The sequence below is a fragment of the Pseudomonas sp. JE3303 genome (assembly GCF_056312565.1).
The window spans coordinates 281,610-307,339 of record NZ_JBWGIF010000002.1 but is presented as its reverse complement, the minus strand read 5'-3'; the positions used below and the strand labels follow the sequence as shown (position 1 = coordinate 307,339).

Below are 25,730 nucleotides of genomic sequence, written 5' to 3'. Positions count from 1 at the left end.
ACGAAACAGCACTGCCGACAGAGTGCCGCCTGCCGCCTCGGCTTTCAAGGCAGGCATATCCGGTAAAACGTCTTGCAGGCGCCGCGGTCAACCGCAAAGAACGTCCTGAATCATTCCCCGCCGCGCACACCGACAGAGGTCGCCATGAAAATCCGAGAGCTTGCCCAGTACTGGGAAGAGAACGCCAAGGGCCACCTCAGCGCCACCGGCCATCTCTTGCACCTGGACCTGGAGGCCGAAGCGCGTCTGGCCGCGTTGGCCGAGATGTACCCCAAGCGCCACATCGAGGAATTGCTCGGCGAGCTGGTCGGTGCCGCGCTCGAGGAGCTTGAAGCGAGCTTCCCGTATATCCAGGGGCAGCATGTGATTGCCACTGACGAAGAAGGCGATCCTCTGTACGAAGACATCGGCGCCACGCCGCGTTTCCTGGCGCTTTCGCGGCGTCATCTGCACGACCTCAGCCATGCCCGCAGCAAGGAGGAGGACTGAATCTCGTACCTTTCAGCGCTGACCGTTGAGTCAGAAAAAAAACCGGAGAACGCCCGATTTTTCTGAACTATCCGCAAAACGTTTCAGTCCGAGCCAATAAGCCATCACGGTAGAACCCTGCAACCACGGGCCTTGCCGCGCTAGTAGCCGAAAGCGCTCGGAACCGTCAGGGAATGCGATGGAATGCCACGGACATCGTCGTTTATCAGGAGTGATCCAATGGAGTTGACCACCATGAAGACCCGCACCGAGAAATCGTCAATCACTCATCTGCGCAGTATCAAGCTGGCCGCCCTGGCTCTGGGTAGCAGCTTCGTGCTCGCAGGTTGTGCTGGCAACCCGCCCACTGAGCAGTACGCCGTGACCCAGTCGGCGGTCAACTCTGCGGTAAGTGCTGGCGGCACCGAGTTCGCGGCCGTTGAAATGAAAGCGGCTCAGGACAAGTTCAAGAAAGCTGAAATCGCCATGCACGACAAGAAGTATGACGAAGCCAAGCTTCTGGCCGAACAGGCCGAATGGGACGCCCGCGTCGCCGAGCGCAAGGCGCAGGCCGCCAAGGCCGACAAGGCCGTTCAAGATGCCCGCCAAGGTGTCCAGGACCTGCGTGAGGAAGGCATGCGCAGCGCTGAATAAGCCTGCTCACCCGACCCATGCATTCGTTATCGATCAAAGGATGAACCACTATGCGTAAACACGTCATGATTCCTGCCCTGCTGGCCCTGAGCGTTGGCCTGGCCGCCTGCTCGCACCAGCCGAACCCGAACCTTGAGTCGGCCCGCACCAACTTCTCCGCCCTGCAGAGCGATCCGCAGGCGAGCAAGATAGCGGCCCTCGAGACCAAGGATGCCCAGGACTGGCTGAACAAGGCCGACAAGGCCTACCTGGACCGCGACGATGACAAGAAGGTCGACCAGCTGGCCTACCTGACCAACCAGCGCATCGAAGTGGCCAAGCAGACCATCGCCCTGCGTGGCTCCGAGGCCAACCTGAAGAACGCTGCCGCCCAACGTGCCCAGGCCCGCCTGGATGCCCGTGACGCGCAGATCAAGAAGCTTCAGGAAAGCATGAACGCCAAGCAGACCGACCGCGGCACCCTGGTGACCTTCGGCGACGTGCTGTTCGACTTCAACAAGGCCGACCTGAAAAGCAGCGCCCTGCCGAACATCACCACCCTGGCCACCTTCCTGCAGGAAAACCCTGACCGCAAGGTGATCGTAGAGGGTTACACCGACTCCGTCGGCTCGGCCAACTATAACCAGTCGCTGTCCGAGCGCCGCGCAGAGTCGGTCCGCCGCTCGCTGCTGCGCGCAGGTGTCGACCCAGCGCGTGTGGTTGCACAGGGTTACGGCAAGGAATACCCGGTTGCCGACAACTCCAGCAACTCGGGCCGTGCGCAGAACCGTCGAGTGGAAGTCACCATTTCCAATGACAACCAGCCGGTTGCCCCTCGCTCGGTGAGCCAGCGTTAAGCGCTACCGCTGGTGAACCAGAGACCCCGCCAGATGGCGGGGTTTTTTTATGGTTTTTTGCGGGGCGTGCGCTTGGGGCCTTGTGGCGCCCATGAGATCGAGCGCCGCCCGCGCGGCGCATCGCGGGACAAGCCCGCTCCCACATTTGTTGCAACGTACCATGGCCTGTGGGTTTGGGTTGCTAGCCTTGGTGCATGGCGGAAGACTGTGGAGGGCCGGTGTGCTCACCCCAAGACCTTCGGCGTACAAACAAGGCTAAGACTCCAATCTGTCAGGCCATGGCACGTTGCAACAAATGTGGGAGCGGGCTTGTCCCGCGATGCGCCGCCCGCGCGGCGCTCGATCCCGAGGGCGCTGAAAACCCCCAGGGCATGCACCCCAAGCATTACCGCACCTGCTGCGGCGTCTCCTGCCCCATGCAGCGAACCGCCTGCTTCTTGCGGTCCACCAGCACGCCGGTCAGGCCTTTCTGCTGGGTATCGAACAACACCAGCACGCCATCGATGCACTGGGCCACCTGCGGCGCAGGACTCAGCGACACCTTGTAGTCCTCGCCAGGCACGGTCTTGAGCATGGTGAAGTCCGACAGCAGCAAGGCATCCTGGGGCTTGGCGAAATGCAGATAGCCGTAGTACCAGAGGGCCCCGACCGTCACGACGATACTCCCGACGCCAGTCAGGATCAGGGGGATGGCGTTGCGTTCTTCACTCATTGCTTGTTGTTCTCGTCAGGGTAGTTGGGCACTTCGCCCAGGCGCCGCAGACCGTTGAAATGGGTGGGATCGTCGAGAAAGCGCAGCATGACCTGGCGCCATGTCGGGTCGGCGAAGGTCTGCACGTGGCCGCCTCGGGTCAGCTGCAGCACGCGTGGGGGCGGCGCGTGCTGGTACAGGCGGATGCCGCTGGCCATGGGCACCAGCTTGTCATCGATGCTGTGGAAGAACAGCTTGGGCGGGCTGTCCAGGCGTTCGACCGAACGGATCGCGCTGTCGCCGTCGGGCACCAGCCACGACAGCGGCACCTGCAAGGGCCAGGTGAACCATGTATTTCCCAAGGCAAAGCGGCCGATCTCTCGATAGCTGGCCGGCACGCCATCGAACACCAGTGCCTGGAAACGCTGGCGCTGCTCGGGATGCGCTGCCAGGTAGTGGATGCCCATGGCCCCTCCTAGACTCTGTCCCAGCAGCACCAGTGGCTTGCCTTGAACTTCGGGGGCCTGCGCCAGCCAATCCAGCGCCGCGCCAATGTCCTCGTAGACCGCCGGGAGGCTGGGCTTGCCTTCGGACAGCCCGTAGCCGCGGTAATCGAGCATCAGCACCTGATAGCCCTGCTTGGGCAGCCAGTAGCTGCCGCCCAGGTGCCAGGCCAGGTTGCCACCGTTGCCATGCAGGTGCAGCACGGTGCCCTTGACCTCGACGCCAGGCTTGGCGGGCAGCCACCAGGCATGCAGGCGCGTGCCGTCGGCGGCGGTCAGGGTCAGTTCGCGGAATGCCAGCTTGGCCCGCTCCGGGGTAAACGGCTGGCCCGGCTCGGGATAGAACAGCAAGCTGCTGCAACCGGCGGCACCCATGAGCAGGCACGCCAGCAACAGGCCCCGACAGGCTTCAGAGAATGTTCGCGTAGTCGGCTTCAATGCGATCCAGGCTCAGGTGGTTGAGGAAGTTGGAGAAGCACATCCAGGCCGACAACGCATTGAGGTCGCGAAACTGCTCGGGCAGGTACTTGGGCGGCTCCACCAGGCCTTCATCGACCAGCTGGCGCAAGGTACGCATGTCTTCGAGCGTGGTCTTGCCGCAGAACAGCAAGGGGATCTGTTCCAACTTGCCCTTCTTCACGGCCAACTGAATGTAGTTGTAGACCATGATGAAACCCTTGAGGTAGGACAGGTCCTTGGTGAAGGGCAGTCCATTGGGCACCGATCCGCGGAACACCCGGCTGGCGTTGCCATAGCTTTCACCCATCTCGAAGCCCTGGCCACGGAAGAACTCGTACACCTGCATGAAGTCCGCGCCCTCCTCGACCATGTGGATGGCCCGGGTACGGTTGGTCAGCTTGCGCAGGCGACTGGGATAGGAGGCGAAGGCAATGACTTCCATGAGGATCGCCAGGCCTTCCTGGGTCACGGTCGACGAGGGCGGGCCCTTGGCCAGGAAGGTGCAGATGGGCTGGCTCAAGCCGTTGAGGGTGGTACCGACGTGCACCAGCCCTTCATGGACCTCCAGGGCGCGTACATCGCGGGAGTTGAACATGGCATCGGCGCGGATCTTGATGTAGTCGGCGCCCGCCGCGGCGTCGGCGACGATACCGTCGGACTCGAACACGCGGATGGTGCCTTCGGCCTCGCCGAACACCTTGTTCAGGCGGCTCTGCAGGATATCCACCGCCTCCTTGGCGGTCAGGCTCTTGGGCTCGTCCTTCAGGTCCCCTCGCCCATCGATGTTGTTGAGGTAGTCAGAGAGCATCAGGCCCAGGTCGGCCAGGGTCGGGTCGCCGGCATGGAACGCATCGGAGGCGGCGCCGTAGAGCTCTTGCGAGATCAACCCGAAATCCTCGGTGCCGCGCGCTTCGAGCATGCGCACGACCATGCGGTACTCCTTGCACATGCGCCGCATGATCTGCCCGACCGGGTTGAACTGGCCGAGCTGGCGGGTGATGTCGCGCTCGATGCTCTGGAATTCGGACTTCACCGCAGCCGAGTCGAACGACAACGGCCGCGCCTGGTAATAGGCACGGTCCACCGCCGGTGGCTCCCTGCCCTCGTTCTCGAAGAAACCCTGGCGGATGCTGTCGTCCCACTTGACCGCGTCGAGCACGCGGATAGGCGTCTGCGCAACGACTATCCGGTCCGACAACGCGCGTACTGTCTGCTGGTACTCGTCCACACACACTCCTGGATTCGGATCGTTTACTTGCCGGCGCGCTGGAAGCGCGCCACTTCGATGAACAGGTCCGAATTGGCCGGATCATCCAGATAAGCCAGCACCCGTGCGGGGGTGCTGTCGATCAGTACGCCCTCTCCATTGTCCTCGGGCACTTCGGTGCTGCGGCCGGTGAGCTCCTTCTTGTCCACCGCCTGGCGAACCTGCTCGGCGTCGAGGTTGTAGAGCACCAGTTGCTTGCCGTCGATCACATCGAAACCGCCGATCAGGAAATTCCCGCCCAGGCGCTTGGGCACGCCTGCCGAGAGGTACCAGCGATTGCCATGCCGGGAGACGCTGAAGACATATTCCTCGGCCTTGTTGTCCTTGCCCCGCGCCACCGCCTTGTAGGCATTGCCGCCCAGACGGCTGATGGTCAGGCGCAGCGGCTCGCCCCAGGCGTCCTTGCTGCTCCATTGGCCCAGCAAGGCCTTGGGCGCTGCCTGGTTGCTCGGCAGCGGTTCGTTGAAGGTTACCAGACAGCCGCCCAGTAGCAGGAACGACAGGCTCAACAGCACACGCCAGGCTTTCATCAGGTTCTCCTTGAAGAGGTCAGCCGCGCTTCACGCCGCCGCCAGCACCAGGTGAAGGTAACGGGTAAGGATAGAGAGCATCTGCCCATCGGCTTGCGCATTCGCGTCCTTGAGCAGTCCCTGATATTCCATCTGCTCGATAATCGCCGTCAACACCAGCGCGTCCTGCTCGGGCTGACGCGAGCCTACCACCTGCAGCATCTGCCGGGCGCCGTGCAGCAGGATCTGCTCGTGGGAGCGCACCAGTTCCGCCAGGCGCGGGCACAGCAGCGCCTCCTGGCGAAAGCCCTGTTCGGCCATGAGAAAGTCACGGCGATTGCTGAGCTGGCGAGTGACATAGTCGCTGGTCATGCGGGCCACTTCATCGGCCAGGCGGGCGCGCCACTGCGGGCTGCCGTCGCCTTGGGACAGCAACTGGCGCAGCACGACCTCGGTGTTGGCCCAGAGCTTGGCCATGTAGGCCGCGCTGCGCTCGACGTACTGGGCGAAGGTGTCGGTGAGCAGGTCTTCGATGTCTTTGAAGTAATAGGTGGTGGCCGACAGCGGCACTCCGGCCTCGGCCGCCACCGCACGGTGCCGCACGCCACGCACGCCATCGCGCACGACGATACGCATGGCGGCATCGAGGATCTGCTGGCGCCGCTCCTCGCTGCCCTGGCGGCGGGTCTTGCGGCCCTGGTATTGCACGCTCTGGGCGACGGCGCTGGCAATGCCGGCGGCGCCTGGGTGGGCGATTGCGGGGGTCATGGGTACCTCATCATGTTCTGGTCCTTGCAGTGCCTGTTCCGGCCCTTTCGCTGGCAAGCCAGCTCCCACAGGTACGGAGCGGTCATCAGGAGCGCTGCTGTACCTGTGGGAGCTGGCTTGCCAGCGAAGAGGCCGGTACAGGCACAAGAAAAAGCCGCCATGAAGGCGGCTTGTTCAGACTGCTCAGGCCTGCGGGCGCATGTGCGGGAACAGGATCACATCGCGGATCGACGGCGAGTTGGTGAGCAACATCACCAGGCGGTCGATGCCGATGCCTTCGCCGGCGGTCGGCGGCATGCCGTACTCCAGGGCGCGGACGAAATCGGCGTCGAAGTGCATGGCTTCGTCGTCACCGGCGTCCTTCTCGGCCACCTGGGCCAGGAAGCGCTCTGCCTGGTCCTCGGCATCGTTGAGCTCGGAGTAGGCGTTGGCGATCTCGCGGCCACCGATGAACAGCTCGAAGCGGTCGGTAACGTTGGGGTTGTGGTCGTTGCGGCGCGCCAGCGGCGACACTTCGAACGGGTACTCGGTGATGAAGTGCGGCTGTTCCAGCTTGTGCTCCACCAGCTCTTCGAAAATCATCACCTGCAGCTTGCCCAGGCCTTCGTGGCCCAGCACCTTGGCACCGGCCTGCTTGGCGATGGCGCGGGCCCTGTCGACGTCCTGCAGGTCGGCGGCGGTCAGCTCTGGGTTGTACTTGAGGATCGAGTCGAACACCGACAGGCGCACGAACGGCTCGCCGAAGTGGAACACCTTGTCGCCATATGGCACGTCGGTGCTGCCCAGGACCAGTTGCGCCAGCTCGCGGAACAACTCTTCGGTGAGGTCCATGTTGTCTTCGTAGTCGGCGTAGGCCTGGTAGAACTCGAGCATGGTGAACTCGGGGTTGTGCCGGGTCGAAACGCCTTCGTTACGGAAGTTGCGGTTGATCTCGAAGACCTTCTCGAAACCACCGACCACCAGCCGCTTGAGGTACAGCTCCGGAGCGATCCGCAGGAACATGGCCATGTCGAGCGCATTGTGGTGCGTCTCGAACGGCTTGGCCGCCGCGCCGCCAGGAATGGTCTGCAGCATCGGTGTCTCGACTTCGAGGAAGTCGCGCTGGGCGAGGAAGCTGCGGATGTGCGAGATCACCTGCGAACGCACACGGAAGGTGTGGCGGGTGTCTTCGTTGACCATCAGGTCGACGTAGCGCTGACGGTAGCGCTGTTCGGTGTCGGTCAGGCCGTGGTGCTTGTCCGGCAGCGGGCGCAGCGACTTGGTCAGCAGGCGCACGGTGGTCATCTCGACGTACAGGTCGCCCTTGCCGGAACGGGCCAGGGTACCTTCGGCGGCGATGATGTCGCCCATGTCCCACGTCTTGACCGCGGCCAGGGTTTCCTCGGGCAGGGTCTTGCGGTTGACGTAGACCTGGATGCGCCCGGTCATGTCCTGGATCACCATGAACGAGCCACGGTTGAGCATGATGCGGCCGGCAACCTTGACCGGGATCGCTGCAGCTTCCAGTTCTTCCTTGGTCTTGTCCACGTACTGTTTCTGCAGGTCATCGCAGTAGCTGTCGCGGCGGAAGTCATTGGGGAAGGCCTGGCCCTTGGCGCGCTCGGCAGCAAGTTTTTCCTTGCGCAGGGCGATCAGGGCGTTTTCTTCCTGTTGCAGGTCTTGCGGGTCGAGTTTGAGGTCGCTCATGTCGTCACATCTTCCATCAGGGATTCATTGCCCTCGCCCGCGGGCGAGGGTCTTGCAGGGGGTGTGAAGCTTACAACCCCTGTTTGAGGCTGGCTTCGAGGTATTCGTCGATGTCGCCGTCGAGCACCTTGTCGCAGTCGCTGCGCTCGACGCCGGTACGCAGGTCCTTGATCCGCGACGCGTCGAGCACGTACGAGCGAATCTGGTGACCCCAGCCGATGTCGGACTTGGTGTCCTCCAGGGCCTGGGAAGCGGCGTTGCGCTTCTGCATTTCCTGCTCGTACAACTTGGCCCGCAGCATTTTCATGGCGGTGTCCTTGTTGGCGTGCTGGGAACGTTCGTTCTGGCAGCTGACCACGGTGTTGGTCGGCACGTGGGTGATCCGCACCGCGGAGTCGGTGGTGTTCACGTGCTGGCCACCGGCACCGGAGGAGCGGTAGGTGTCGATGCGCAGGTCCGACGGGTTGATCTCGATCTCGACCTTGTCATCGATCTCGGGCGATACGAACACCGCCGAGAACGAGGTATGACGGCGGTTACCGGAGTCGAACGGGCTCTTGCGGACCAGGCGGTGCACGCCGATCTCGGTGCGCAGCCAGCCGAAGGCGTACTCGCCCTTGATGTGCAAGGTGGCGCCCTTGATACCGGCGACCTCACCTTCGGAAAGCTCCATGATGGTGGTGTCGAAACCGCGCTTGTCGGCCCAGCGCAGGTACATGCGCAGCAGGATGTTGGCCCAGTCCTGCGCTTCGGTACCGCCGGAGCCGGCCTGGATGTCCAGGTAGGCGTTGTTCATGTCCATCTCGCCACTGAACATGCGGCGGAACTCGAGCTGGGCCAGGGCCGACTCGAGGCTTTCGAGCTCGCTGACCACATCGCCCACGGCGGTTTCGTCGTCTTCCTCGACAGCCATGTCGAGCAGGTCGCGGCAATCGGCCAGGCCGCCGGACAGCTTGTCCAGGGTCTCGACGATCTGCGCCAGGGTGGCACGCTCGCGGCCCAGCTCCTGGGCGTATTCAGGCTTGTTCCAGACGTTCGGGTCTTCGAGCTCGCGGTTGACTTCGATCAGGCGATCATGCCGTTGATCGTAGTCAAAGATACCCCCGAATTGACTCGGAACGCTCGGTCAGGTCCTTGATGGTGTTCAGGATCGGATTGATTTCCATGGGCGGGCAGCTCTCGTGCGGGATTCGGTGAAAAGCCGATGATTATAACTGACTTCAAGCTCCAAGCGCCAAGCTACAAGCGACAAGATGACTTGTCCGCGCTTGAAACCTGCAGCTCGAAACCTGCAGCAGCCTTCAGGCAATCCCGACCTGGTTGCGCCCTTGGTTCTTGGCCATGTACAGCCCTTTGTCCGCCGCGGAGATCAACTGCCGGCATTGAGTGCCGATGGCCGGTGTCTGGGTCGCCAGGCCAATGCTTGCGGTAAGCCTGGCATCGGCAGTGGGCGCGGTATGCGGGATGTTCAGCGCCAGCACCATCAGGCGCAGCTTCTCGGCAATCAGCCGTGCGCCGCCCGGCGAGGTGTTGGGCAATACCAGCGCGAACTCCTCGCCGCCGTAGCGCGCGGACAGGTCGGTGGGCCGCGAGCAGGACCCTCTGATGGCCTCGGCCACCCGGCGCAAGGCTTCGTCGCCGGCCAGGTGGCCGAAGGTGTCGTTGTACGACTTGAAGTAGTCGACGTCGATCATCAGCAGCGACAGCTGGGTCTGCTCGCGCATGGCCCGGCGCCACTCCAGCTCAAGGTATTCATCGAAGTGGCGGCGGTTGGACAGTCCGGTCAGGCCGTCGGAGTTCATCAGCCGTTGCAGCACCAGGTTGGTGTCGAGCAGCTGTTGCTGGCTTACGCGCAAGGCGCGGTAGGCCTCGTCACGCTGCAGAAGGGTCAGGTAGGAGCGCGAGTGATAGCGGATACGCGCGACCAGCTCGATGGTGTCGGGGAGCTTGACCAGGTAGTCGTTCGCCCCGGCGGCAAAGGCGGCGCTCTTGACGAGCGGGTCTTCCTTGGTCGACAGCACGATGATCGGGATGTCTTGCGTGGCCGGGTTGCTGCGGTACTCGCGGACCAGCGTCAGGCCGTCCAGGCCTGGCATGATCAAGTCCTGGAGAATGACCGTCGGCCTGATCCGAATCGCCTGGTCAATTGCCTGGTGGGGATCGGCGCAGAAGTGAAAATCGATGTTCTCTTCATGGGCCAGGCCACGACGCACCGCCTCACCGATCATCGCCTGGTCGTCGACCAGCAGGACCATCGCCGAATTTTCATTGGTGGTCGTGAAACCGTTGATCGGTAGATCATTCATGCATAGTCACCAGGTCACTGCCGCGCAGGCGGCGTGAAAGAATACGTGTCGTCATTTGGGAAAGATGTCCATCAGCCGGGCGGCGATACGCTCGAGGGGCCGGATTTCCACCGCTGCATCGATCGCCGCGGCCGCCTTTGGCATGCCATACACCGCGCTGCTCTGCTGGTCCTGGGCAATGGTCAGGCAACCCTGCTGGCGCATCAGCTTGAGACCCTGGGCGCCATCGCGCCCCATGCCCGTCAGCAGCACGCCCACGGCGTCGCCGGTCCAGTAACGGGCAACGCTTTCGAAGAACACATCGATCGAAGGCCGGTAGATTTCATCGACCGGCTCGGCGGTGTAGGCCAGCAGGCCATTTTTCAACAGGCGGATGTGATGATTGGTGCCGGCCAGCAACACCTGCCCCGGCTGCGGAGGCTCGCCCTCACAGGCCAGGCGTACCGGAAGCCCGCAAGCGCTGCTCAGCCACTCGGCCATGCCGGCCGCGAAGACCTGGTCGACATGCTGGACCAGCACGATGGCGGCGGGAAAGTCGCGTGGCAAGCGCCCGAGCAGTATTTCCAGGGCCGCTGGCCCGCCTGCCGACGAGCCGATCGCCACCAGCCCTGGCCGCTGGGCCCCGGCACGCAGCGGTGCGCCCAGCGGGCTGGTGGTACTGGTGTGCTGCTGGCCGATGAGCCAGCTGATATTGAGGATCTTGCGCAACAGCGGCGCCGCCGCCTCCCGCGGGTCGCCTGCACCCAGGGCTGGCGTATCGACCACATCCAGGGCGCCGTGGCCCATGGCCTCGAACACCCGGTGCACGTTCTGCTTGCGGTCCACGGTGACAATGACGATGGCGCACGGCGTGTGGGCCATGATCTGGCGGGTGGCCTCCACTCCATCCATCACCGGCATGATCAGGTCCATCAGGATCAGGTCGGGGGTCAGTTCACTACAGCGCTGCACCGCCTCGGCACCATTGGCGGCCACCCACACCACCTGGTGCGCCGGCTCGAATGCCAGCGCCCGGCGCAACGCTTCCACAGCCATGGGCATATCGTTGACGATGGCGATCCTCATCCCTGTGCACCTCCAATCAACTCCACCACGGCATCCAGCAACGCATCATCATGGAAACTGGCCTTTGCCAAATAGTAGTCGGCCCCGGCATCCAGTCCACGTCGGCGGTCTTCCTCGCGGTCCTTGTAGGACACCACCATGACCGGCAACGATTGCAGGCGATGGTCGCGGCGCACCAGGCTCACCAGTTCGATACCGTCCATGCGCGGCATGTCGATGTCGGTGATCAGCAGGTCGAAGTCCTCACCCCGCAAGGCGTTCCAGCCATCCATGCCATCGACCGCCACGGCCACGTCGTAGCCGCGGTTGCCCAGCAACTTGCGTTGCAGCTCGCGCACCGTGAGCGAGTCGTCGACCACCAGCACGCGCTTGCGCGGCGCGCCACGTGCGCTCGCTGATCCACGTTCGATGCGTTCCAGGCGGCCAGTGCTGAGCAGCTTCTCGACCGAGCGCAGCAGGTCTTCGACGTCGATGATCAGTACCACCGACCCGTCGTCGAGCAAGGCCCCGGCCGAGATGTCCTGGACCTTGCCCAGGCGCGGATCCAGCGGCATCACCACCAGCACCCGTTCGCCAATCAGCCGCTCGACAGCGACGCCATACAGCTGCTCGCGCTCACGGATCACCACCACGCGGATGTTCTGTTCCTCGCCTGGGGTTGCCGGCCGGTTGAGCAACTGGCTGGCAGAGACCAGGCCGATGTGACGCTGATCGTGCCAGAAATGCTGGCGCCCCTCGATCTGCACGATTTCCTCCGCGGGCACGTCAAGGGTGCGTTCGATATGCGCCAGGGGGAAGGCATAGGCTTCGCCGCCCACCTCGACCACCAGGCTGCGCACCACCGACAGGGTCAACGGCACTTCCAGGTGGAAACAACTGCCCTGCCCCGGCACCTGGGTCAGCTCGATCGAGCCCCTCAGCTCACGGACCATGTGCTGCACGGCATCGAGCCCGACGCCACGGCCCGAGACCTCGGTGACCTTGTCGCGCAGGCTGAAGCCTGGGAGAAACAGGAAGGTCAGCAGTTCGGCTTCGCTCATCTGCGCCACGGTCTCGGCGGGCGACAGCGCCCGCTCGACGATGCTGCGGCGCAGGCGCTCAAGGTCGACACCGGCGCCGTCATCGCTCAGCTCCAGGACCAGCAGGCCAGCCTGGTGCGATGCACGCAGGCGGATCACCCCATCACTGGGCTTGCCGGCCAGCAGGCGCCGCTCGGCTGATTCGATCCCGTGGTCCACGGCGTTGCGCAGCAGGTGCGTCAGCGGCGCATCGAGCTTTTCCAGTACATCGCGGTCGACCTGGGTTTTCTCGCCTTCGATCTGCAGGCTCACCTGCTTGCCCAGCGAGCGGCCCAGGTCACGCACCATCCTGCTTTGCCCCGACAGCACATCGGCGAAGGGGCGCATGCGGCAGGCCAGTGCGGTGTCGTAGAGCAATTGCGCCCGCTGGCTGGCCTGCCAGCCGAATTCGTCGAGGTCGGTGGCTTGCTGCTGCAGGATCTGCTGGGTCTCGCCCAGCAGGCGTTGGGTCTGGACCAGTGCTTCAAGCACCTCGGCGCCCTGCCCGCTGGCTTCAAGCTGCGTCTTCAGGCCATCCAGGGCACGCATCCCCTGCCCATGCATGCGCTTGAGGCGTTGCAGGGTGGCCAGGTACGGCTTCAGGCGCTGGGTTTCCACCAGTGACTTGCTCGAGAGGTCGAGCAGGCTGTTCAGCCGCTCGGCGGTCACCCGCAGGACTCGCTCGCCGTTTTCGGTCGTGTGTTTGCCCCGAGGCGCAGGCACCGCCGCATCGGCAGCGGGTGCAGCGGGAGCGGCCATGGGTGCGGCAGGCAATACGGTCGGGGGTGGCACGGGTGCCGCAGCCGCAGCCAGCAGGTTGACTGGCGGCACGCCGCGCGGGTCAAGCAGTGCGGCCATCAGTACCAGGAAATCCGGCACCGCTGTCTCGCCCTGGGTGTCTCCCGGGGTGGCGATACGCATCAGCAGGTCGGTGCCTTGCAGCAGGGCGTCGATGTGCTCGGCCCGAAGCGCCAGGCGCCCCTCCTGGGCCGCGACCAGGCAGTCTTCCATGACATGGGCGACACTGACGCCTGCATCGACTCCCACGATCCGCGCCGCGCCCTTGAGGGAATGGGCCGCGCGCATGCACGCCTCAAGCTGGTCGGCCTGGGCCGGGTTTCGCTCCAGGGCCAGCAGACCCGTGCTCAGTACCTGGGTCTGGGCCTCGGCCTCCAGGCTGAACAGTTCCAGCAGCGACGCATCGCGCATTTGCTCTGGGGTCATGAAAGGCTCCGGTTCACGGCGGACAAGAGTTGTCGTTCATCCAGCACCCGCACGCTGCGCCCACGCCATTGAAGGACCGCTGCGGTGAATTGCGCCGCTTTGTGTTCAACCTCCAGCCGCGCCGGGTCAAGGCCATGAATGCCGTCGACCTCGTCCACCGGCAGCACCACTGCACCGCCTTCGGCCGCCAGGATCAGCATGCGCGGCATCACCCGGCGGCCTTCATCGGTCCTTGCCAGACGCTCCTGGCCCAGCAAGTCGGCCAACGACAGGCAGGGCACCAGCGCGCCACGCACATTGGCCACGCCCTGCAGCACCCGCGAGCGCTGATGGGGCAATGAGTGGACCGGTTGCAGCGGGGCAATCTCGGCAAGGCATGCCGTGGCCAGCGCCAGCCATTCCTCGCCCAGGCGAAACAGCAGCATGGAGCGCCGGGGACCACCGTCTTCACGTTCGGGCGCCTCTGCCTGTTCGTCCTGCAACAAGGCGTAGCGGTCGAGCAGGCGAGTGGCCGCGCAGGCGTACACTTCACAATTGCGGCAATGGATATGCTGTTCAAGCAGCGGGCATTGCTTGTTGCCATGCACGCCGATGCGGTTCCAGCAGTCGTCTATCGTGTCTTCGCCATGAGTAACGAGTCGCACCTGATGCTCCGTGCTCATTGATCAGCCCCGCGTCCAGCCCGCGCCACGCGGGCCTGCAGGCGGCGGGCGCCGGCCTCGTCGCCCTGCGAGGCCAACAGCGCCGCCAGGTGGACAAGGGCCTCGTGGTGCTGCGGTTCGAGGTACAGCGCCTTGCGGTAGTGCCCCAACGCTTGCTGGGCGTCGCCGGCGGTGTCACTGAGCAGGCCCAGCCAGTAATAGACCTGTGCCTTGGGGGCAAACTCGCGCAGGTAGCGCTCGCAGGCAGCCCGTGCCTGCTGGCTGTTGCCGGCATCGGCCAGCAAGCCGATCTGCCTGAGCAATTCGCTTTCGCCATCGGGGCGCGGGGCGACCACCACCTTGCCGGGCAAGGGGCGCATGGTCCGTGGCAGCGTGGCGGCCTGGCGTGGCAGGTACGGAGTCGCGGCGGCAAGGCGCGGCGTCTGGCTCACGGGGGCCACGGCCGCGCGCCCGGCCTCGTCCTGGCGCACGTATGCGAACGACTGGGCGATACCGACCGGGCGCATGCCCAGGCGCGCCAGCAGGCTGCCTTCGGCGGGGCCGATGAACAGCACACCCTGAGGGTGGGCCAGGCACTTGAGCACTTCGAAGACCCGTTGCTGGGTCGGTACGTCGAAATAGATCAACAGGTTGCGGCAGAACACAAAGTCATACAGGCCTTCCCGGGCCTTGAGGGCGGGGTCCAGGACATTGCCAGGCTGCAGGGTTACCTGCTGGCGCACCTGATCGCGCAGGCGATGGCCTTCGGGTGTATCCGTGAAGTGCCGCTCGCGAAACTCGAGGGCTTCACCGCGAAAAGAATTGCGGCCATATACCGCCTGTTGCCCGCGGGCGATGGAAAGAGGGCTGATGTCCATGCCGTCAATGCGAAACGCACTCCCCGGTACGCCCGCATCGAGCAGTGCCATGGCAATCGAATAAGGCTCTTCGCCGGTGGAACACGGCAGGCTGAGGATGCGCAGCGGGCGTGAGCCCGCCAGCTCCATCAGGCGCTTCTGGGCCAGGCTTACCAAGGCGCTGAAGGATTGCGGGTAACGGAAGAACCAGGTCTCGGGGACGATCACCGCTTCGATCAACGCCTGCTGCTCGTCGCTCGATTGCTGCAGGCGCAGCCAGTAGTCGTCCAGGTCGCGTGCCTCAAGGGCCGCGCTACGCTGGCGCAGCGCGCGCTCCACCGTCGGCGCACCGATGGACTCCACGTCCAGGCCGATGCGCTCCTTGAGAAAACGGAAGAACCGCTGTTCGCCGCTCATGGCGATACCTTCGCTGGCTCGGCGGGAAACAGCAGCGCGCGGCTCTGCGCCGGCACCAGTTCATCGACGCGGATGCGTTGCAGCAGCCCCAGGGCGTCCTGGCGCACGGGCCCCAGGTAAGGCGCATCGGCATTGTCCAGGCCGTAGGGACGAAACTCGCCAGGCTGGCAGCGCAAGGTATTGGTGGCCTGTTCCAGGATCAGCCCCAGTTGCAGGCCGGGCCGCTCTGGATCCGCGCGGTAATGCACCAGCACCAGCCGCGTGCTGGTGCGCTGGGGAGCCGCCACGCCGAATGCCAGCGCGCCGATGTCGATGACCGGCACCAGCACCCCGCGATGGGCGAGAATCCCCGCGACCCAGTGAGGGGCCTGGGCGATCGGCTTGAGCACACGCAGCGGCAGCACCTCGACCACCTCGCGCACATCCAGTGCGAAGCGCTGACCAGCAAGCTGGAACAGAAGATACAGCACGCCCTTGGCAGCGGCCGCCGGGGTCTGACGAGGCTGGATATCGGTCATCGAGTCAGACTTTGAACCGCGAGACACCGCCGCGCAGGCCGGCGGCCACCTGGCTGAGCTCGTCGATGGCAAAGCTTGCCTGGCGCAGCGACTCGACGGTCTGGGTGCTGGCATCGCTAAGCTGGGCCAGGGCATGGTTGATCTGCTCGGCGCCGGTGGCCTGGGCCTGCATGCCCTCGTTGACCATCAGCACCCGCGGCGCCAGGGCTTGTACCTGGTGGATGATCTGGCTGAGCTGTTCACCGACCTGCTGCACCTCGAACATGCCGCGGCGCACTTCCTCGGAGAACTTGTCCATGCCCATCACCCCTGCCGAAACGGACGACTGGATCTCGCGCACCATCTGCTCGATGTCGTAAGTGGCCACGGCGGTCTGGTCGGCCAGGCGCCGCACTTCGGTGGCGACCACGGCAAAACCACGGCCGTACTCCCCGGCCTTTTCGGCCTCGATGGCTGCGTTGAGCGACAGCAGGTTGGTCTGGTCGGCGACCTTGACGATGGTCACCACCACCTGGTTGATGTTGCTGGCCTTCTCATTGAGGATGCCCAGCTTGGCATTGACCAGGTCGGCCGCGCCCATCACCTGGTGCATCGTCTCTTCCATGCGTGACAAGCCCTGCTGGCCCGAGCCCGCCAGGATCGAGGCCTGATCGGCGGCGCTGGTGACTTCGGTCATGGTACGCACGAGGTCGCGGGATGTCGCGGCGATCTCGCGTGACGTGGCGCCGATCTCGGTGGTGGTGGCCGCCGTTTCGGTGGCCGTGGCCTGCTGTTGCTTGGAGGTGGCGGCGATCTCGGTCACCGAGGTGGTCACCTGCACCGAAGAGCGCTGCGCCTGGGACACCAGGCCGGTCAGGGCTTCCATCATGTCGTTGAAGCCGGTCTCGATAGCGCCGAACTCGTCCTTGCGGTCCAGGTTCAGACGCACGCTGAGATCACCCGAGCGCAGCTTGTCGAGCGCCCTGACGAAACGCTGCATGGGCGCGGTAATCGCGCGCATCAGCATCAATCCGCAGATGCCGGCGGCAAGCATGGCCAGGACCAACGAGACGATCATGCTGCCCTTGGCCGTGGCAACGGCGCTGACGATGGCATCAGTGGCCTGGTCGGCAGTCTCGCGGTTGCGTTCGATGACGCTGTTCAGGTGCTTGCGCCCGGTAAGCCAGGCGGGCGTGAGGACTTCGGTGATCAGCCGCTCGGCCTGGGCATAGTCGCCTTGCCGGTACACGGTCAGGACCTGGTCGATCGCTTTGAGATAGTCCTGTTCGAGCCGCACGAACTCGTCGAAGCTGGCCTGGTCCTCCGGGGTACTGATGGTGCCCTGGTAACTGGCCATGTGCTGCTTGAGGCGGTCTTCGAAGCTCTTGTAGAGGTCCTGGTCGGCCGTGGTGAACGGACGGTGATCGCTGAGTCCTACGAGTTGCTGGCTGGTGACATAACTGTCGACCCAGGCGCTGCGGATCATCGAGCTGTAGTAGACCCCCGGAATGCTGTCGGAGCCTACTTCCTGCTCGCTTGACTCGATCGTCACCAACCGCGAGTAGGCGGCCACGATCATCAGCAGCATGATGGCGATGATCACGGCGAAACTTGCCAGGATCCGTTGGCGTAACGTCCAGTTCTTCACAGACAACCCTCAAGAATTCACTACGAGCGGGAAAATGGGGCAGAGTATAGCCCACAGCCCCGCTCATCTACGCTCGCTTGAAGGGAATATCGGGCATCCCTGCCCTTGGACATCCCGGGACAGACGCTTCACGACGTCGCGGCGAGCCTGACCTGGCTTTCGAGTTCCTCGCGCAGGCCCGGCTCGAGCTTGAGCTGGCGGGCCAGCTCGTCGAGATAGCTGCGCTCCATGAAGTTCTGCTCATCGACCAGCATGTGGCTGGCGATATACATCTCGGCAGCCATCTCGGGGGTCTGCGCGGCGCGGGCGACGTCGGCCGGGTCGAGTGGCTTGTTGAGCTCGGCGTGCAGCCAGGTCTGCAGCTCCCGGTCGTTGTCGAGCTTGCTGAATTCGCCCTCGATCAGTGCGCGTTCACGCTCGTCGATATGTCCGTCGGCCTTGGCCGCCGCCACCAGCGCCTTGAGGATCGCCTGGCTGTGCTCTTCCACCTGGGCCGGTGGCAGGCGGTCGAGCGTCTGTGGCTCGGGTGGGTTGCCGTTACCCTGACGCGCCTGCCAGTTGCCGTACGCCTTGTAGGCCAGGACCCCCAGTGCCGCCAGGCCACCGTAGGTCACCGCCTTGCCGCCGTATTTGCGTGCACTCTTGTTGCCCAGCAGCATGCCCATCACGCTGGCGGCAAGCGCGCCGCCACCGGCACCGGAGAGCATCCCGCCCAATCCACCGCCCGACTGGCCCTTGCCACCACCGAGCAGGTCGCCCAGGCCGGGAATCTTGCTGGTACCGCCTGTGCCTTGCTGCTTTTGCAACAGGTCCTGGCCGGATTTGAGCAGTTGATCTAGCAAGCCACGGGTGTTCATCTGAGATCTCCTTGGAGGGGAACAAAGGATCAGATTAGGGGGATTGGCTGAAGTGCAGCTTAATGGATTGCTTCGGGATGTTACTTGGGGGGGCTTGCCTTGGGGCTTGTGGTGGCCGTGCGAGGCGTGCGCTTGGGGGCTTGTGGTGATGCATAAATCGAGCGCCGCCCGCGCGGCGCATCGCGGGACAAGCCCGCTCCCACAATTTGTTGCAACGTGCCATGGCCTGTGGGATTTGGGTTGTCAGCCTTGGTGCATGGCAGAAGACGGGTGGGGGGCCGGTGTGCTCACCGCAACATTTTCGCCGTACCGTCAAGGCTAAGACTCCGAACTGTCAGACCATGGCACGTTGCAACAAATTGTGGGAGCGGGCTTGTCCCGCGATGCGCCGCGCGGGCGGCGCTCGATCTCATGGACGCCACAAGGCCCCAAGCGCACACTTCGCACGGCCGCCACAAGGCCCCAAGCGCATACCCCGCAGCACCGGCTACCTCTAAACCTGCACCGCACCGCACCGCCCCCCACAACCCCTCAATCGCGCAGATCAGACTCGTGTATCGGGCTGGACCGGCTGGTCGCGCGCTGGTATTGCGCGGGCCAGGTGGCCTTGTTGCCGCCCAGGTCGTCGTCGGCGTGCAGGGGCCAGTAGGGGTCGCGCAGCAGTTCACGGGCGAGCAGGATGATGTCGGCTTGCCCGGTCCGCAGGATGTGCTCGGCCTGGGCCGGCTCGGTGATCATGCCGACCGTGCCGGTGGCGATCTCCGACTCCTGGCGCACACGCTCGGCAAAGCGGGTCTGGTAGCCGGGGCCGGTGGGAATCTCGGCGTTCATCGACGTTCCGCCGGACGACACGTCGATCAGGTCCACCCCCAGCGCACGCAGGCGCCGCGCCAGCTCGACGGTTTCGTCCGGGTTCCAGCCATCCTCGACCCAATCGGTGGCCGACACCCGCACGAACAGCGGCAGCTCGGCGGGCCACACCGCGCGTACGGCCTCGGTGACTTGCAGCGTCAGGCGGATGCGGTTCTCGAAGGAACTGCCGTATTCGTCGCGCCGCTGGTTGCTCAGCGGCGACAGGAACTGATGCAGCAGGTAGCCATGGGCGGCATGCACTTCGGCAACCTTGAAGCCGGCCTCGAGTGCGCGCTGCGCTGCTGACACAAAGGCATCGATGATGACTTGGATCTGGCCCGGGTCCAGCTCGAGCGGCGCGGTATGCTCCGGGTCGAAGGCGATTCTGGATGGCCCGACCGGCTGCCAGCCGCCCTCCTCTACCTTGACGCTGCCGTGCTTGCCCAGCCACGGACGGTGGGTACTGGCCTTGCGCCCGGCGTGGGCCAGCTGGATGCCGGGCACGGCGCCCTGGGCAGTGATGAAGCGGGTGATCCGCTGCAGTGGCGCGATCTGCTCGTCGTTCCACAGGCCCAGGTCCTGGGCGGTGATGCGGCCATCGGCGGTCACGGCGACGGCCTCGGTGAACACCAGGCCGGCACCGCCGACAGCGCGGCTGCCCAGGTGCACCAGGTGCCAGTCGTTGGCCAGGCCATCGATACTGGAATACTGGCACATGGGCGAGACGGCGATTCGGTTGGGCAGGGTCAACTGACGCAGGGTATAGGGCTCAAGCAGCAGGCTCATGGGGGACCTCCCGGGACTCCAATGGTTTACCGGCCTGGACCCTCATGTGTTGCGGGGTCCAGTGCCATGTCTGTCTGAGCCTAGACCAGTTTGCCCCGCGCCGGTTCAGCGCGGTTCGATGTGCGCGATCAGCAACTGCACGCTTTCCTGGCCGCGGAACTCGTTGACATCGAGCTTGTAGGCGAGCTCCACCCAGCGCACCGTCGGGTTCGGCCAGACCTCGCGATCGATGCCAAAGGCAATGCCGTCGAGCTTGACCGCCCCGCATTCGCTCTTGAGCACGACCTTCAGGTGCCGCTCGCCCACCACGCGCTGTTCGACCAGCTGGAACATCCCGTGGAACAGCGGTTCAGGGAAATGCTGGCCCCAGGGACCGGCGTTGCGCAAGGCGCGGGCCAGTTCCAGATGAAACTCCTCGACAGCCAGGCTGCCATCCGACAACAGGCGGCCGGTGAGGTCTTCCTCGCACAGCTGGCGCCGCACTTCCTCGTCAAAGGCCTGGGCGAACGCCGGGAAATTGTCCGCAGGCAGCGACAGCCCGGCCGCCATGGCATGGCCCCCGAACTTGCTGATGAGCTGCGGATGCCGCGCCGCCACGGCGTCCAGCGCATCACGCACATGGAACCCCGGCACCGAGCGCGCCGACCCCTTGAGCATTCCATCGCCCGCATCGGCGAAGGCGATGGTCGGCCGGTGGTAGCGCTCCTTGAGGCGCGAAGCGAGGATGCCGATCACCCCCTGGTGCCAATCGGCGTCGAACAGGCACAGGCCGTAGGGCATGTCCTCGACAGGCAGATCCTTTAGCTGGGCCAGGGCCTCGCGCTGCATGCCCTGCTCGATGGACTTGCGGTCCTGGTTCATCTCATCCAGCTGCACGGCCATTTCCCGCGCCAGCGCCGGGTCGTCGCAAAGCAGGCATTCGATGCCCAGGCTCATGTCGTCCAGGCGCCCAGCTGCGTTCAGGCGCGGCCCGAGGATGAAGCCCAGGTCGGTGGAAGTGATCCGCGCATGCTCGCGCCGCGCCACCTCCAGGATCGCCTTGAGCCCAGGCCGCGCGCGCCCGGCCCGGATACGCTCCAGGCCCTGGTGCACGAGGATGCGGTTGTTGGCGTCCAGCGGCACAACGTCGGCGACGCTACCCAGAGCCACCAGGTCGAGCAGCTCGCCGATGTTCGGCTGCGGCTTGTCCGCGTAGTGCCCAAGGGCGCGCAGGCGGGCGCGCAGGGCCATGAGCACATAGAAAATGACCCCGACGCCCGCCAGCGACTTGCTGGGAAACCCGCAGCCCGGCTGGTTCGGGTTGACGATGGCGTCGGCCCCGGGCAACTCGGCCCCAGGCAAGTGGTGGTCGGTGACCAGCACCTTGAGCCCGGCCGCCTTGGCCGCGGCAACGCCTTCGACGCTGGAGATCCCGTTGTCCACGGTGACCAGCAGCTGCGGCTGGCGCGTCAAGGCGACTTCGACGATCTCCGGCGTCAGGCCATAGCCATACTCGAAGCGGTTGGGCACCAGGTAGTCGACATGGGCCGCACCCAGCAGGCGCAGGCCAAGGACGCCGACGCAGCTGGCGGTGGCGCCATCAGCGTCGAAGTCACCGACGATCAGGATGCGCTGGCGCTGCTCGAGGGCCTCGACCAGCAAGTCGACCGCCGTTTCGATCCCCTTGAGCTGCTGGAACGGCAGCAGCCGCGCCAGGCTCTTGTCCAGCTCGGCCTCGGACTGTACGCCACGGGCGGCATACAGGCGGGTGAGCAAGGGTGGCAGGTTGCCCAGCAGCGGCAGGGGCGAAGGCAGGGGACGGGATTCGATACGCATGGGGGTCTTCGAGAGTCGTTGGGTTCAGGTCAGCCGCGGTCGCCGAGCAGCCATTCGAGCTGCACTTCGTGCTGGCCACGGTCATCGGTGACAAACACCGTGCCTTCGCTGATCATCACGTCCCACTTGATCGCCCGCGGCATGTCGGTAGCCAGCACTTCCAGCACGTCTTGCGGCACGGCTGCGATGTTGAGGTTCTTCAGGCCCTTGACCGCGTCGACCACCTTGGTCTGCCACACGCGCAGGCTGCCATAGGCCAGCAGGCTGGTGCGCTCGGTACGGCGCGAACACCAGGTCAGACGCTCGGCGTCGGGCTGGCCCACCTCGATCCAGTGCACCACGCGGCCGTCCAGGCTCTTTTCCCACAGCGCGGCCTCGTCGACATCCGACAGGCCACGGCCAAAGGCCAGTTGCTCGTTGTACCAGAGCGCGTAGCCCAGCAGGCGCACGGCCATGCGTTCTTCGGTTTCAGAGGGGTGGCGGGCAATGGTCTGCTTGATGCTTTCGTACACGCCGCGATCAAGGTCGGTAAGGTTCAGTTCGAATTTGTAGGTGGTGGACGGCTGGGCCATGGGACGCGCTTCTTGCGGAAGAAAAGTCGTACAGTCTACCCGATCCTGGCCTTGCATGCGCCGGACCAGTATCTGCCGCTGGCGACCTATGATAAAACTTGAGGCTCTGCCCAGCCGCAACGGATGCCCCATGCCCACGCCCAGCAAACCCCTCGCCGGCCTCAAGGTCATCGAGCTCGGCACCCTGATCGCCGGACCCTTCGCCTCGCGCATCTGCGCCGAGTTCGGCGCCGAGGTGATCAAGGTCGAATCGCCGGACGGCGGTGACCCGCTGCGCAAATGGCGCAAGCTGTACGAGGGCACGTCCCTGTGGTGGTTCGTGCAGGCCCGCAACAAACAGTCGTTGACCCTCAATCTCAAGCACCCCGAGGGGATCGACATCCTCAAGCGGCTGCTGGCCGATGCCGACATCCTGATCGAAAACTTCCGCCCGGGCGTGCTGGAGAAGCTTGGCCTGGGCTGGGACGTGCTGCATGCGCTCAATCCCCGGCTGGTGATGGTGCGGCTTTCGGGCTTTGGCCAGACCGGCCCGATGAAAGACCAGCCAGGTTTCGGCGCGGTCGGCGAATCGATGGGCGGGCTGCGCTACATCACCGGCTTCGAGGATCGCCCACCGGTGCGCACGGGCATCTCCATCGGTGACTCGATTGCCGCGCTGTGGGGCGTGATCGGTGCGCTGATGGCGCTGCGTCACCGCGAGGTGAACGGCGGCGAAGGACAGGTGGTGGACGTCGCGCTGTACGAAGCGATCTTCGCCATGATGGAAAGCATGGTTCCGGAGTTCGATGTGTTCGGCTTCATCCGCGAGCGCACGGGCAACATCATGCCGGGTATCACCCCCTCCTCCATCCATACCAGCGCCGACGGCAAACACGTGCAGATCGGCGCCAACGGCGATGCCATCTTCAAGCGATTGATGCAGGCCCTCGGGCGCGACGACCTGGCCTGCGACCCGGCGCTGGCCAGTAACGACGGGCGCGACCTGCGCCGCGACGAACTCTATGGCGTGATCGACCGCTGGGCGGGCAGCCTGCCGCTCGACCAACTGATGCAGTCACTGAACGATGCCCAGGTGCCTGCCAGCCGGATCTACTCGGCCGAGGATATGTTCAAGGATCCGCAGTTCCTGGCCCGGGAAATGTTTCTGGACGCCAGGCTGCCGGACGGCAAGCCTTTCAAGATGCCCGGCATCGTGCCCAAGCTGTCCGCCACGCCTGGCACCACCGAGTGGGTCGGACCGGAACTGGGGGAGCATACCGAGCCGCTGCTGCGGAAGATGGGCTTCGACGCCGCAGCCGTTGCCCGCCTGCGCGAGACTGGCGCGGTGTGATCCGCGCCTGAACACAGGCCGCTCATGGGCATCAGTACACTTATCCGATTCCGCTGGGTCGTGGCGCTGCTGCTGGGACTGGCGCCGTTGCTGTCGAGCCCGGTGGCGCAGGCCAAGGACCGACTGTTCTGGCTACTGCGCGACCTGCCGCCCTTTACCATCTTCGAGGGTGACGAAAAAGGCCAGGGGGTGATCGACGAGCTGCTGCCCAAGCTGATCGAGGGCATGCCCGCCTACGACTACTCTCTCGCACGGGTCAATCGCGCACGCGCCCTCCAGATGCTTCAGGAGCCCAGCTTCACCTGTGACCCGACCCTGCTGTGGACGGCGGAGCGCGACCGTTTCGTGGAATTTTCAGAACCCTTTCTGGGCGTGATGAGCAGCGGGCTGGTGGTGCGCAAGCAGAACCAGGCGGTGGTCGCGCCGTATCTCGAGCAGCAGCAGGTCGACCTGAAGGGCCTGCTTGCCCAGACCCGGCTGAAACTGGGCATCGTCGCCGAGCGCAGCTACAGCACCCAGGTCGACGACATCTTGCGCAGCCTGCCGGAAACCGCGATCAGCCGCCACTATGGCAATGAGGCCGTTTCCAGTCTGTTGCAGATGCAACGCCTGGGGCGCCTGCAGCTGGTGCTGGGCTACTGGCACGAGATCCGCTACCTGATCCAGCAGCAAGGCGAGTCCCTGGATGACTACGCCTTCTATCCGATCCAGGGGGTGGCTCGTTATCAGTTTCTGCATGTGGGTTGCTCGGATACAGAGCAGGGCCGTGAGGCCATCAGCCAGGTAAACCAGCTCTTGCACAGACTGCGCGGCGATATGCTGCCTGGGCTGTACGCCCGCTGGCTGGACCCGCAGGCACGTGCCGCATATCTGGAGGATGCCCGGCATTTTTTCGACGCCCCGTAGGCGCTGCGTCACGCAATGTCGGGCAAAAGAAACCCCGGTACGCTGGGGAAGACGTCCGGGGTTAAACGAAGCGGTTTGTGCCTCGCAGGACAGCCAGCCAGTACCGGAGCAAAGCACCGCACGACTGTCGTTACAGTATCTGACGGATCACTCAGGCAAAGGTTCCCTGCACGCGGGGAAGGTTTTGCGAAGCGGCGATGACGCACGGTATCAGTCGCCCTTCGGCGATCTGCAGGTCACGGTGCAAGCCATCGACCAGGTCGACCAGCAAACGTTGGTCCTGCAACTGTCCAGCAGTGACCGAGCGCTGCAACACCAAGGCACCTTGGCGATCATGCAGGCTGAGCTGGAGGCGGTCGTGGTTATCGGCTTGGCCCAGGCGGGCCTCGTACGGAGTCAGGGCGTCGTTGAGCAATCTGCAGATTCTTTCCATCCGGCTTACTCGCTTGGCTTGGGGAGATGTCATGCTGACCGTCGAGCGCGCCGGAAAGTTCGCGATGGCACGCTCTTTCAGTGAGCATGACCCGCGAACATGACAGTTTGCCTGTCTCCTTCCACCTCACAGGCAGCTCCCTTGCGAAACCGTTGCAGCAGGCCTCTCAGGCCGTGCATCGACAGTGGCCAGCGCAACTCTCCCAGCACCCACAGCCGAAGCCGGCGAGCCTCGGCGGCAAGGTCGCGCCCGCCCAGTTCGGGACGGCCTACGAACAGGACCGCTCGGGTGCGTGGCACGCTCGCCAGCTGTTCAAGCAGCGCGACGCCGGCCTGCCGCGCCATGCCATGGTCGAGCACCAGGAGATCGATCTTCCTGGCGCATTTCAGCATGCGCTCGGCGCTTGCCTGGTCCTCGGCGACACGTACGCGAAAAACACCCAATGCATTGAATGCCTGGTGCAGATGCATCAGGTGGAATGGGCGATCCTGGAGGATAAGGACGTTGAGCCGGTGCATGAGCACCTCCTGCCTGTCTGGGCTTACGGTCGGAGGGCAACACATTAGGCAGGGGTAGCCGGCTTTTCTATAGGAAAAATCTGAAAGTACTTGGGGATTGAATGCAA

General features: G+C 64.6%; 25 protein-coding genes. 5 read left to right on the top strand and 20 right to left on the bottom strand.

Annotated features, from left to right (window positions below):
- Positions 1 to 144 precede the first annotated feature (144 nt).
- From AC0ZZU_RS04850 to lptF, 3 genes are all read left to right on the top strand, one after another.
- Complete coding sequence (locus AC0ZZU_RS04850) at positions 145 to 489, top strand: pilin assembly protein (RefSeq protein ID WP_476339407.1); 345 nt, start codon at positions 145 to 147, stop codon at positions 487 to 489.
- A gap of 219 nt (positions 490 to 708) precedes the next feature.
- Positions 709 to 1,122: a DUF4398 domain-containing protein gene (locus AC0ZZU_RS04845; RefSeq protein WP_158459554.1), complete on the top strand. Its 414-nt coding sequence runs from the start codon at positions 709 to 711 to the stop codon at positions 1,120 to 1,122.
- Between the two features lie 50 nt (positions 1,123 to 1,172).
- Entirely contained in the window at positions 1,173 to 1,958 is a 786-nt protein-coding gene (gene lptF, locus AC0ZZU_RS04840; protein WP_476339406.1) for a lipotoxin F family OmpA-related lipoprotein LptF, read from the top strand.
- A 385-nt stretch (positions 1,959 to 2,343) separates the two neighbouring features.
- On the opposite strand, the gene AC0ZZU_RS04835 is transcribed toward lptF, so the two are convergent.
- The 18 genes from AC0ZZU_RS04835 to AC0ZZU_RS04750 all read right to left on the bottom strand — a co-directional run bounded on the left by AC0ZZU_RS04835 (position 2,344) and on the right by AC0ZZU_RS04750 (position 22,436).
- A complete protein-coding gene (locus AC0ZZU_RS04835) occupies positions 2,344 to 2,670 on the bottom strand; it encodes a hypothetical protein (protein WP_476339405.1) in 327 nt (108 codons plus the stop codon).
- A complete protein-coding gene (locus AC0ZZU_RS04830; protein WP_476339404.1) occupies positions 2,667 to 3,590 on the bottom strand; it encodes an alpha/beta hydrolase in 924 nt (307 codons plus the stop codon). Before AC0ZZU_RS04830 ends, AC0ZZU_RS04835 begins: the two co-directional genes overlap by 4 nt.
- Positions 3,562 to 4,839 carry a flavohemoglobin expression-modulating QEGLA motif protein gene (locus AC0ZZU_RS04825; protein ID WP_476339403.1) on the bottom strand — a complete coding sequence of 426 codons (1,278 nt, stop codon included), beginning with the start codon at positions 4,837 to 4,839 and terminating at the stop codon, positions 3,562 to 3,564. The genes AC0ZZU_RS04830 and AC0ZZU_RS04825 overlap by 29 nt, the downstream gene beginning before the upstream one ends.
- A 23-nt stretch (positions 4,840 to 4,862) precedes the next feature.
- Positions 4,863 to 5,408, bottom strand: a complete 546-nt coding sequence (locus tag AC0ZZU_RS04820; RefSeq protein WP_476339402.1) for a hypothetical protein — start codon at positions 5,406 to 5,408, stop codon at positions 4,863 to 4,865.
- 30 nt (positions 5,409 to 5,438) lie between these two features.
- On the bottom strand, positions 5,439 to 6,143 hold the full coding sequence (locus tag AC0ZZU_RS04815) for a TetR/AcrR family transcriptional regulator (RefSeq protein ID WP_476339498.1): 705 nt from the start codon (positions 6,141 to 6,143) through the stop codon (positions 5,439 to 5,441).
- A 195-nt stretch (positions 6,144 to 6,338) separates the two neighbouring features.
- Positions 6,339 to 7,841, bottom strand: coding sequence for a lysine--tRNA ligase (gene lysS / locus AC0ZZU_RS04810; protein ID WP_476339401.1), 1,503 nt, complete (start codon positions 7,839 to 7,841; stop codon positions 6,339 to 6,341).
- A gap of 70 nt (positions 7,842 to 7,911) precedes the next feature.
- Positions 7,912 to 9,007, bottom strand: a protein-coding gene (prfB, locus tag AC0ZZU_RS04805) for a peptide chain release factor 2 (RefSeq protein WP_476339400.1) whose coding sequence is annotated in 2 segments (ribosomal slippage) — positions 7,912 to 8,934 and positions 8,936 to 9,007 — 1,095 coding nt in all. Because the reading frame shifts where the segments join, the coding sequence is not laid out codon by codon here.
- Between the two features lie 135 nt (positions 9,008 to 9,142).
- Positions 9,143 to 10,147: a diguanylate cyclase domain-containing protein gene (locus AC0ZZU_RS04800; protein WP_476339399.1), complete on the bottom strand. Its 1,005-nt coding sequence runs from the start codon at positions 10,145 to 10,147 to the stop codon at positions 9,143 to 9,145.
- A gap of 51 nt (positions 10,148 to 10,198) precedes the next feature.
- Positions 10,199 to 11,212 carry a chemotaxis-specific protein-glutamate methyltransferase CheB gene (cheB, locus tag AC0ZZU_RS04795; protein WP_476339398.1) on the bottom strand — a complete coding sequence of 338 codons (1,014 nt, stop codon included), beginning with the start codon at positions 11,210 to 11,212 and terminating at the stop codon, positions 10,199 to 10,201.
- Positions 11,209 to 13,494: a response regulator gene (locus AC0ZZU_RS04790; RefSeq protein WP_476339397.1), complete on the bottom strand. Its 2,286-nt coding sequence runs from the start codon at positions 13,492 to 13,494 to the stop codon at positions 11,209 to 11,211. Before AC0ZZU_RS04790 ends, cheB begins: the two co-directional genes overlap by 4 nt.
- The gene (locus AC0ZZU_RS04785; RefSeq protein WP_476339396.1) at positions 13,491 to 14,156 is read right to left on the bottom strand and encodes a chemotaxis protein CheW; all 666 of its coding nucleotides are present in this window, start codon (positions 14,154 to 14,156) and stop codon (positions 13,491 to 13,493) included. The genes AC0ZZU_RS04790 and AC0ZZU_RS04785 overlap by 4 nt, the downstream gene beginning before the upstream one ends.
- Positions 14,153 to 15,409: a CheR family methyltransferase gene (locus AC0ZZU_RS04780; protein WP_476339395.1), complete on the bottom strand. Its 1,257-nt coding sequence runs from the start codon at positions 15,407 to 15,409 to the stop codon at positions 14,153 to 14,155. The genes AC0ZZU_RS04785 and AC0ZZU_RS04780 overlap by 4 nt, the downstream gene beginning before the upstream one ends.
- Positions 15,406 to 15,927, bottom strand: coding sequence for a chemotaxis protein CheW (locus AC0ZZU_RS04775; RefSeq protein WP_476339394.1), 522 nt, complete (start codon positions 15,925 to 15,927; stop codon positions 15,406 to 15,408). The genes AC0ZZU_RS04780 and AC0ZZU_RS04775 overlap by 4 nt, the downstream gene beginning before the upstream one ends.
- 4 nt (positions 15,928 to 15,931) lie before the next feature.
- Positions 15,932 to 17,554 (bottom strand): methyl-accepting chemotaxis protein, encoded by a 1,623-nt coding sequence (locus AC0ZZU_RS04770; protein ID WP_476339393.1) that lies wholly within the window; start codon positions 17,552 to 17,554, stop codon positions 15,932 to 15,934.
- A gap of 128 nt (positions 17,555 to 17,682) precedes the next feature.
- On the bottom strand, positions 17,683 to 18,411 hold the full coding sequence (locus AC0ZZU_RS04765) for a tellurite resistance TerB family protein (RefSeq protein ID WP_476339392.1): 729 nt from the start codon (positions 18,409 to 18,411) through the stop codon (positions 17,683 to 17,685).
- Positions 18,412 to 18,942: 531 nt separating this feature from the next.
- Positions 18,943 to 20,049 (bottom strand): NADH:flavin oxidoreductase/NADH oxidase, encoded by a 1,107-nt coding sequence (locus tag AC0ZZU_RS04760; protein WP_476339391.1) that lies wholly within the window; start codon positions 20,047 to 20,049, stop codon positions 18,943 to 18,945.
- A 105-nt stretch (positions 20,050 to 20,154) separates the two neighbouring features.
- Entirely contained in the window at positions 20,155 to 21,864 is a 1,710-nt protein-coding gene (recJ, locus tag AC0ZZU_RS04755) for a single-stranded-DNA-specific exonuclease RecJ (RefSeq protein WP_476339390.1), read from the bottom strand.
- 29 nt (positions 21,865 to 21,893) lie between these two features.
- Entirely contained in the window at positions 21,894 to 22,436 is a 543-nt protein-coding gene (locus AC0ZZU_RS04750) for a YaeQ family protein (protein ID WP_476339389.1), read from the bottom strand.
- Between the two features lie 130 nt (positions 22,437 to 22,566).
- On the opposite strand from AC0ZZU_RS04750, the gene AC0ZZU_RS04745 reads away from it, so the two are divergent.
- Together AC0ZZU_RS04745 and AC0ZZU_RS04740 are read left to right on the top strand one after the other, a co-directional pair.
- Positions 22,567 to 23,766, top strand: coding sequence for a CaiB/BaiF CoA transferase family protein (locus tag AC0ZZU_RS04745; protein ID WP_476339388.1), 1,200 nt, complete (start codon positions 22,567 to 22,569; stop codon positions 23,764 to 23,766).
- Positions 23,767 to 23,790: 24 nt separating this feature from the next.
- Positions 23,791 to 24,672 (top strand): TIGR02285 family protein, encoded by an 882-nt coding sequence (locus AC0ZZU_RS04740; protein ID WP_476339387.1) that lies wholly within the window; start codon positions 23,791 to 23,793, stop codon positions 24,670 to 24,672.
- Positions 24,673 to 24,823: 151 nt separating this feature from the next.
- Here the strand turns inward: AC0ZZU_RS04740 and AC0ZZU_RS04735 are convergent, their stop codons facing one another.
- Both AC0ZZU_RS04735 and AC0ZZU_RS04730 read right to left on the bottom strand, forming a co-directional pair.
- Positions 24,824 to 25,105 carry a DUF3509 domain-containing protein gene (locus tag AC0ZZU_RS04735; protein WP_158459532.1) on the bottom strand — a complete coding sequence of 94 codons (282 nt, stop codon included), beginning with the start codon at positions 25,103 to 25,105 and terminating at the stop codon, positions 24,824 to 24,826.
- Between the two features lie 77 nt (positions 25,106 to 25,182).
- Positions 25,183 to 25,623: a response regulator gene (locus tag AC0ZZU_RS04730; protein ID WP_476339386.1), complete on the bottom strand. Its 441-nt coding sequence runs from the start codon at positions 25,621 to 25,623 to the stop codon at positions 25,183 to 25,185.
- Positions 25,624 to 25,730: the final 107 nt, after the last annotated feature.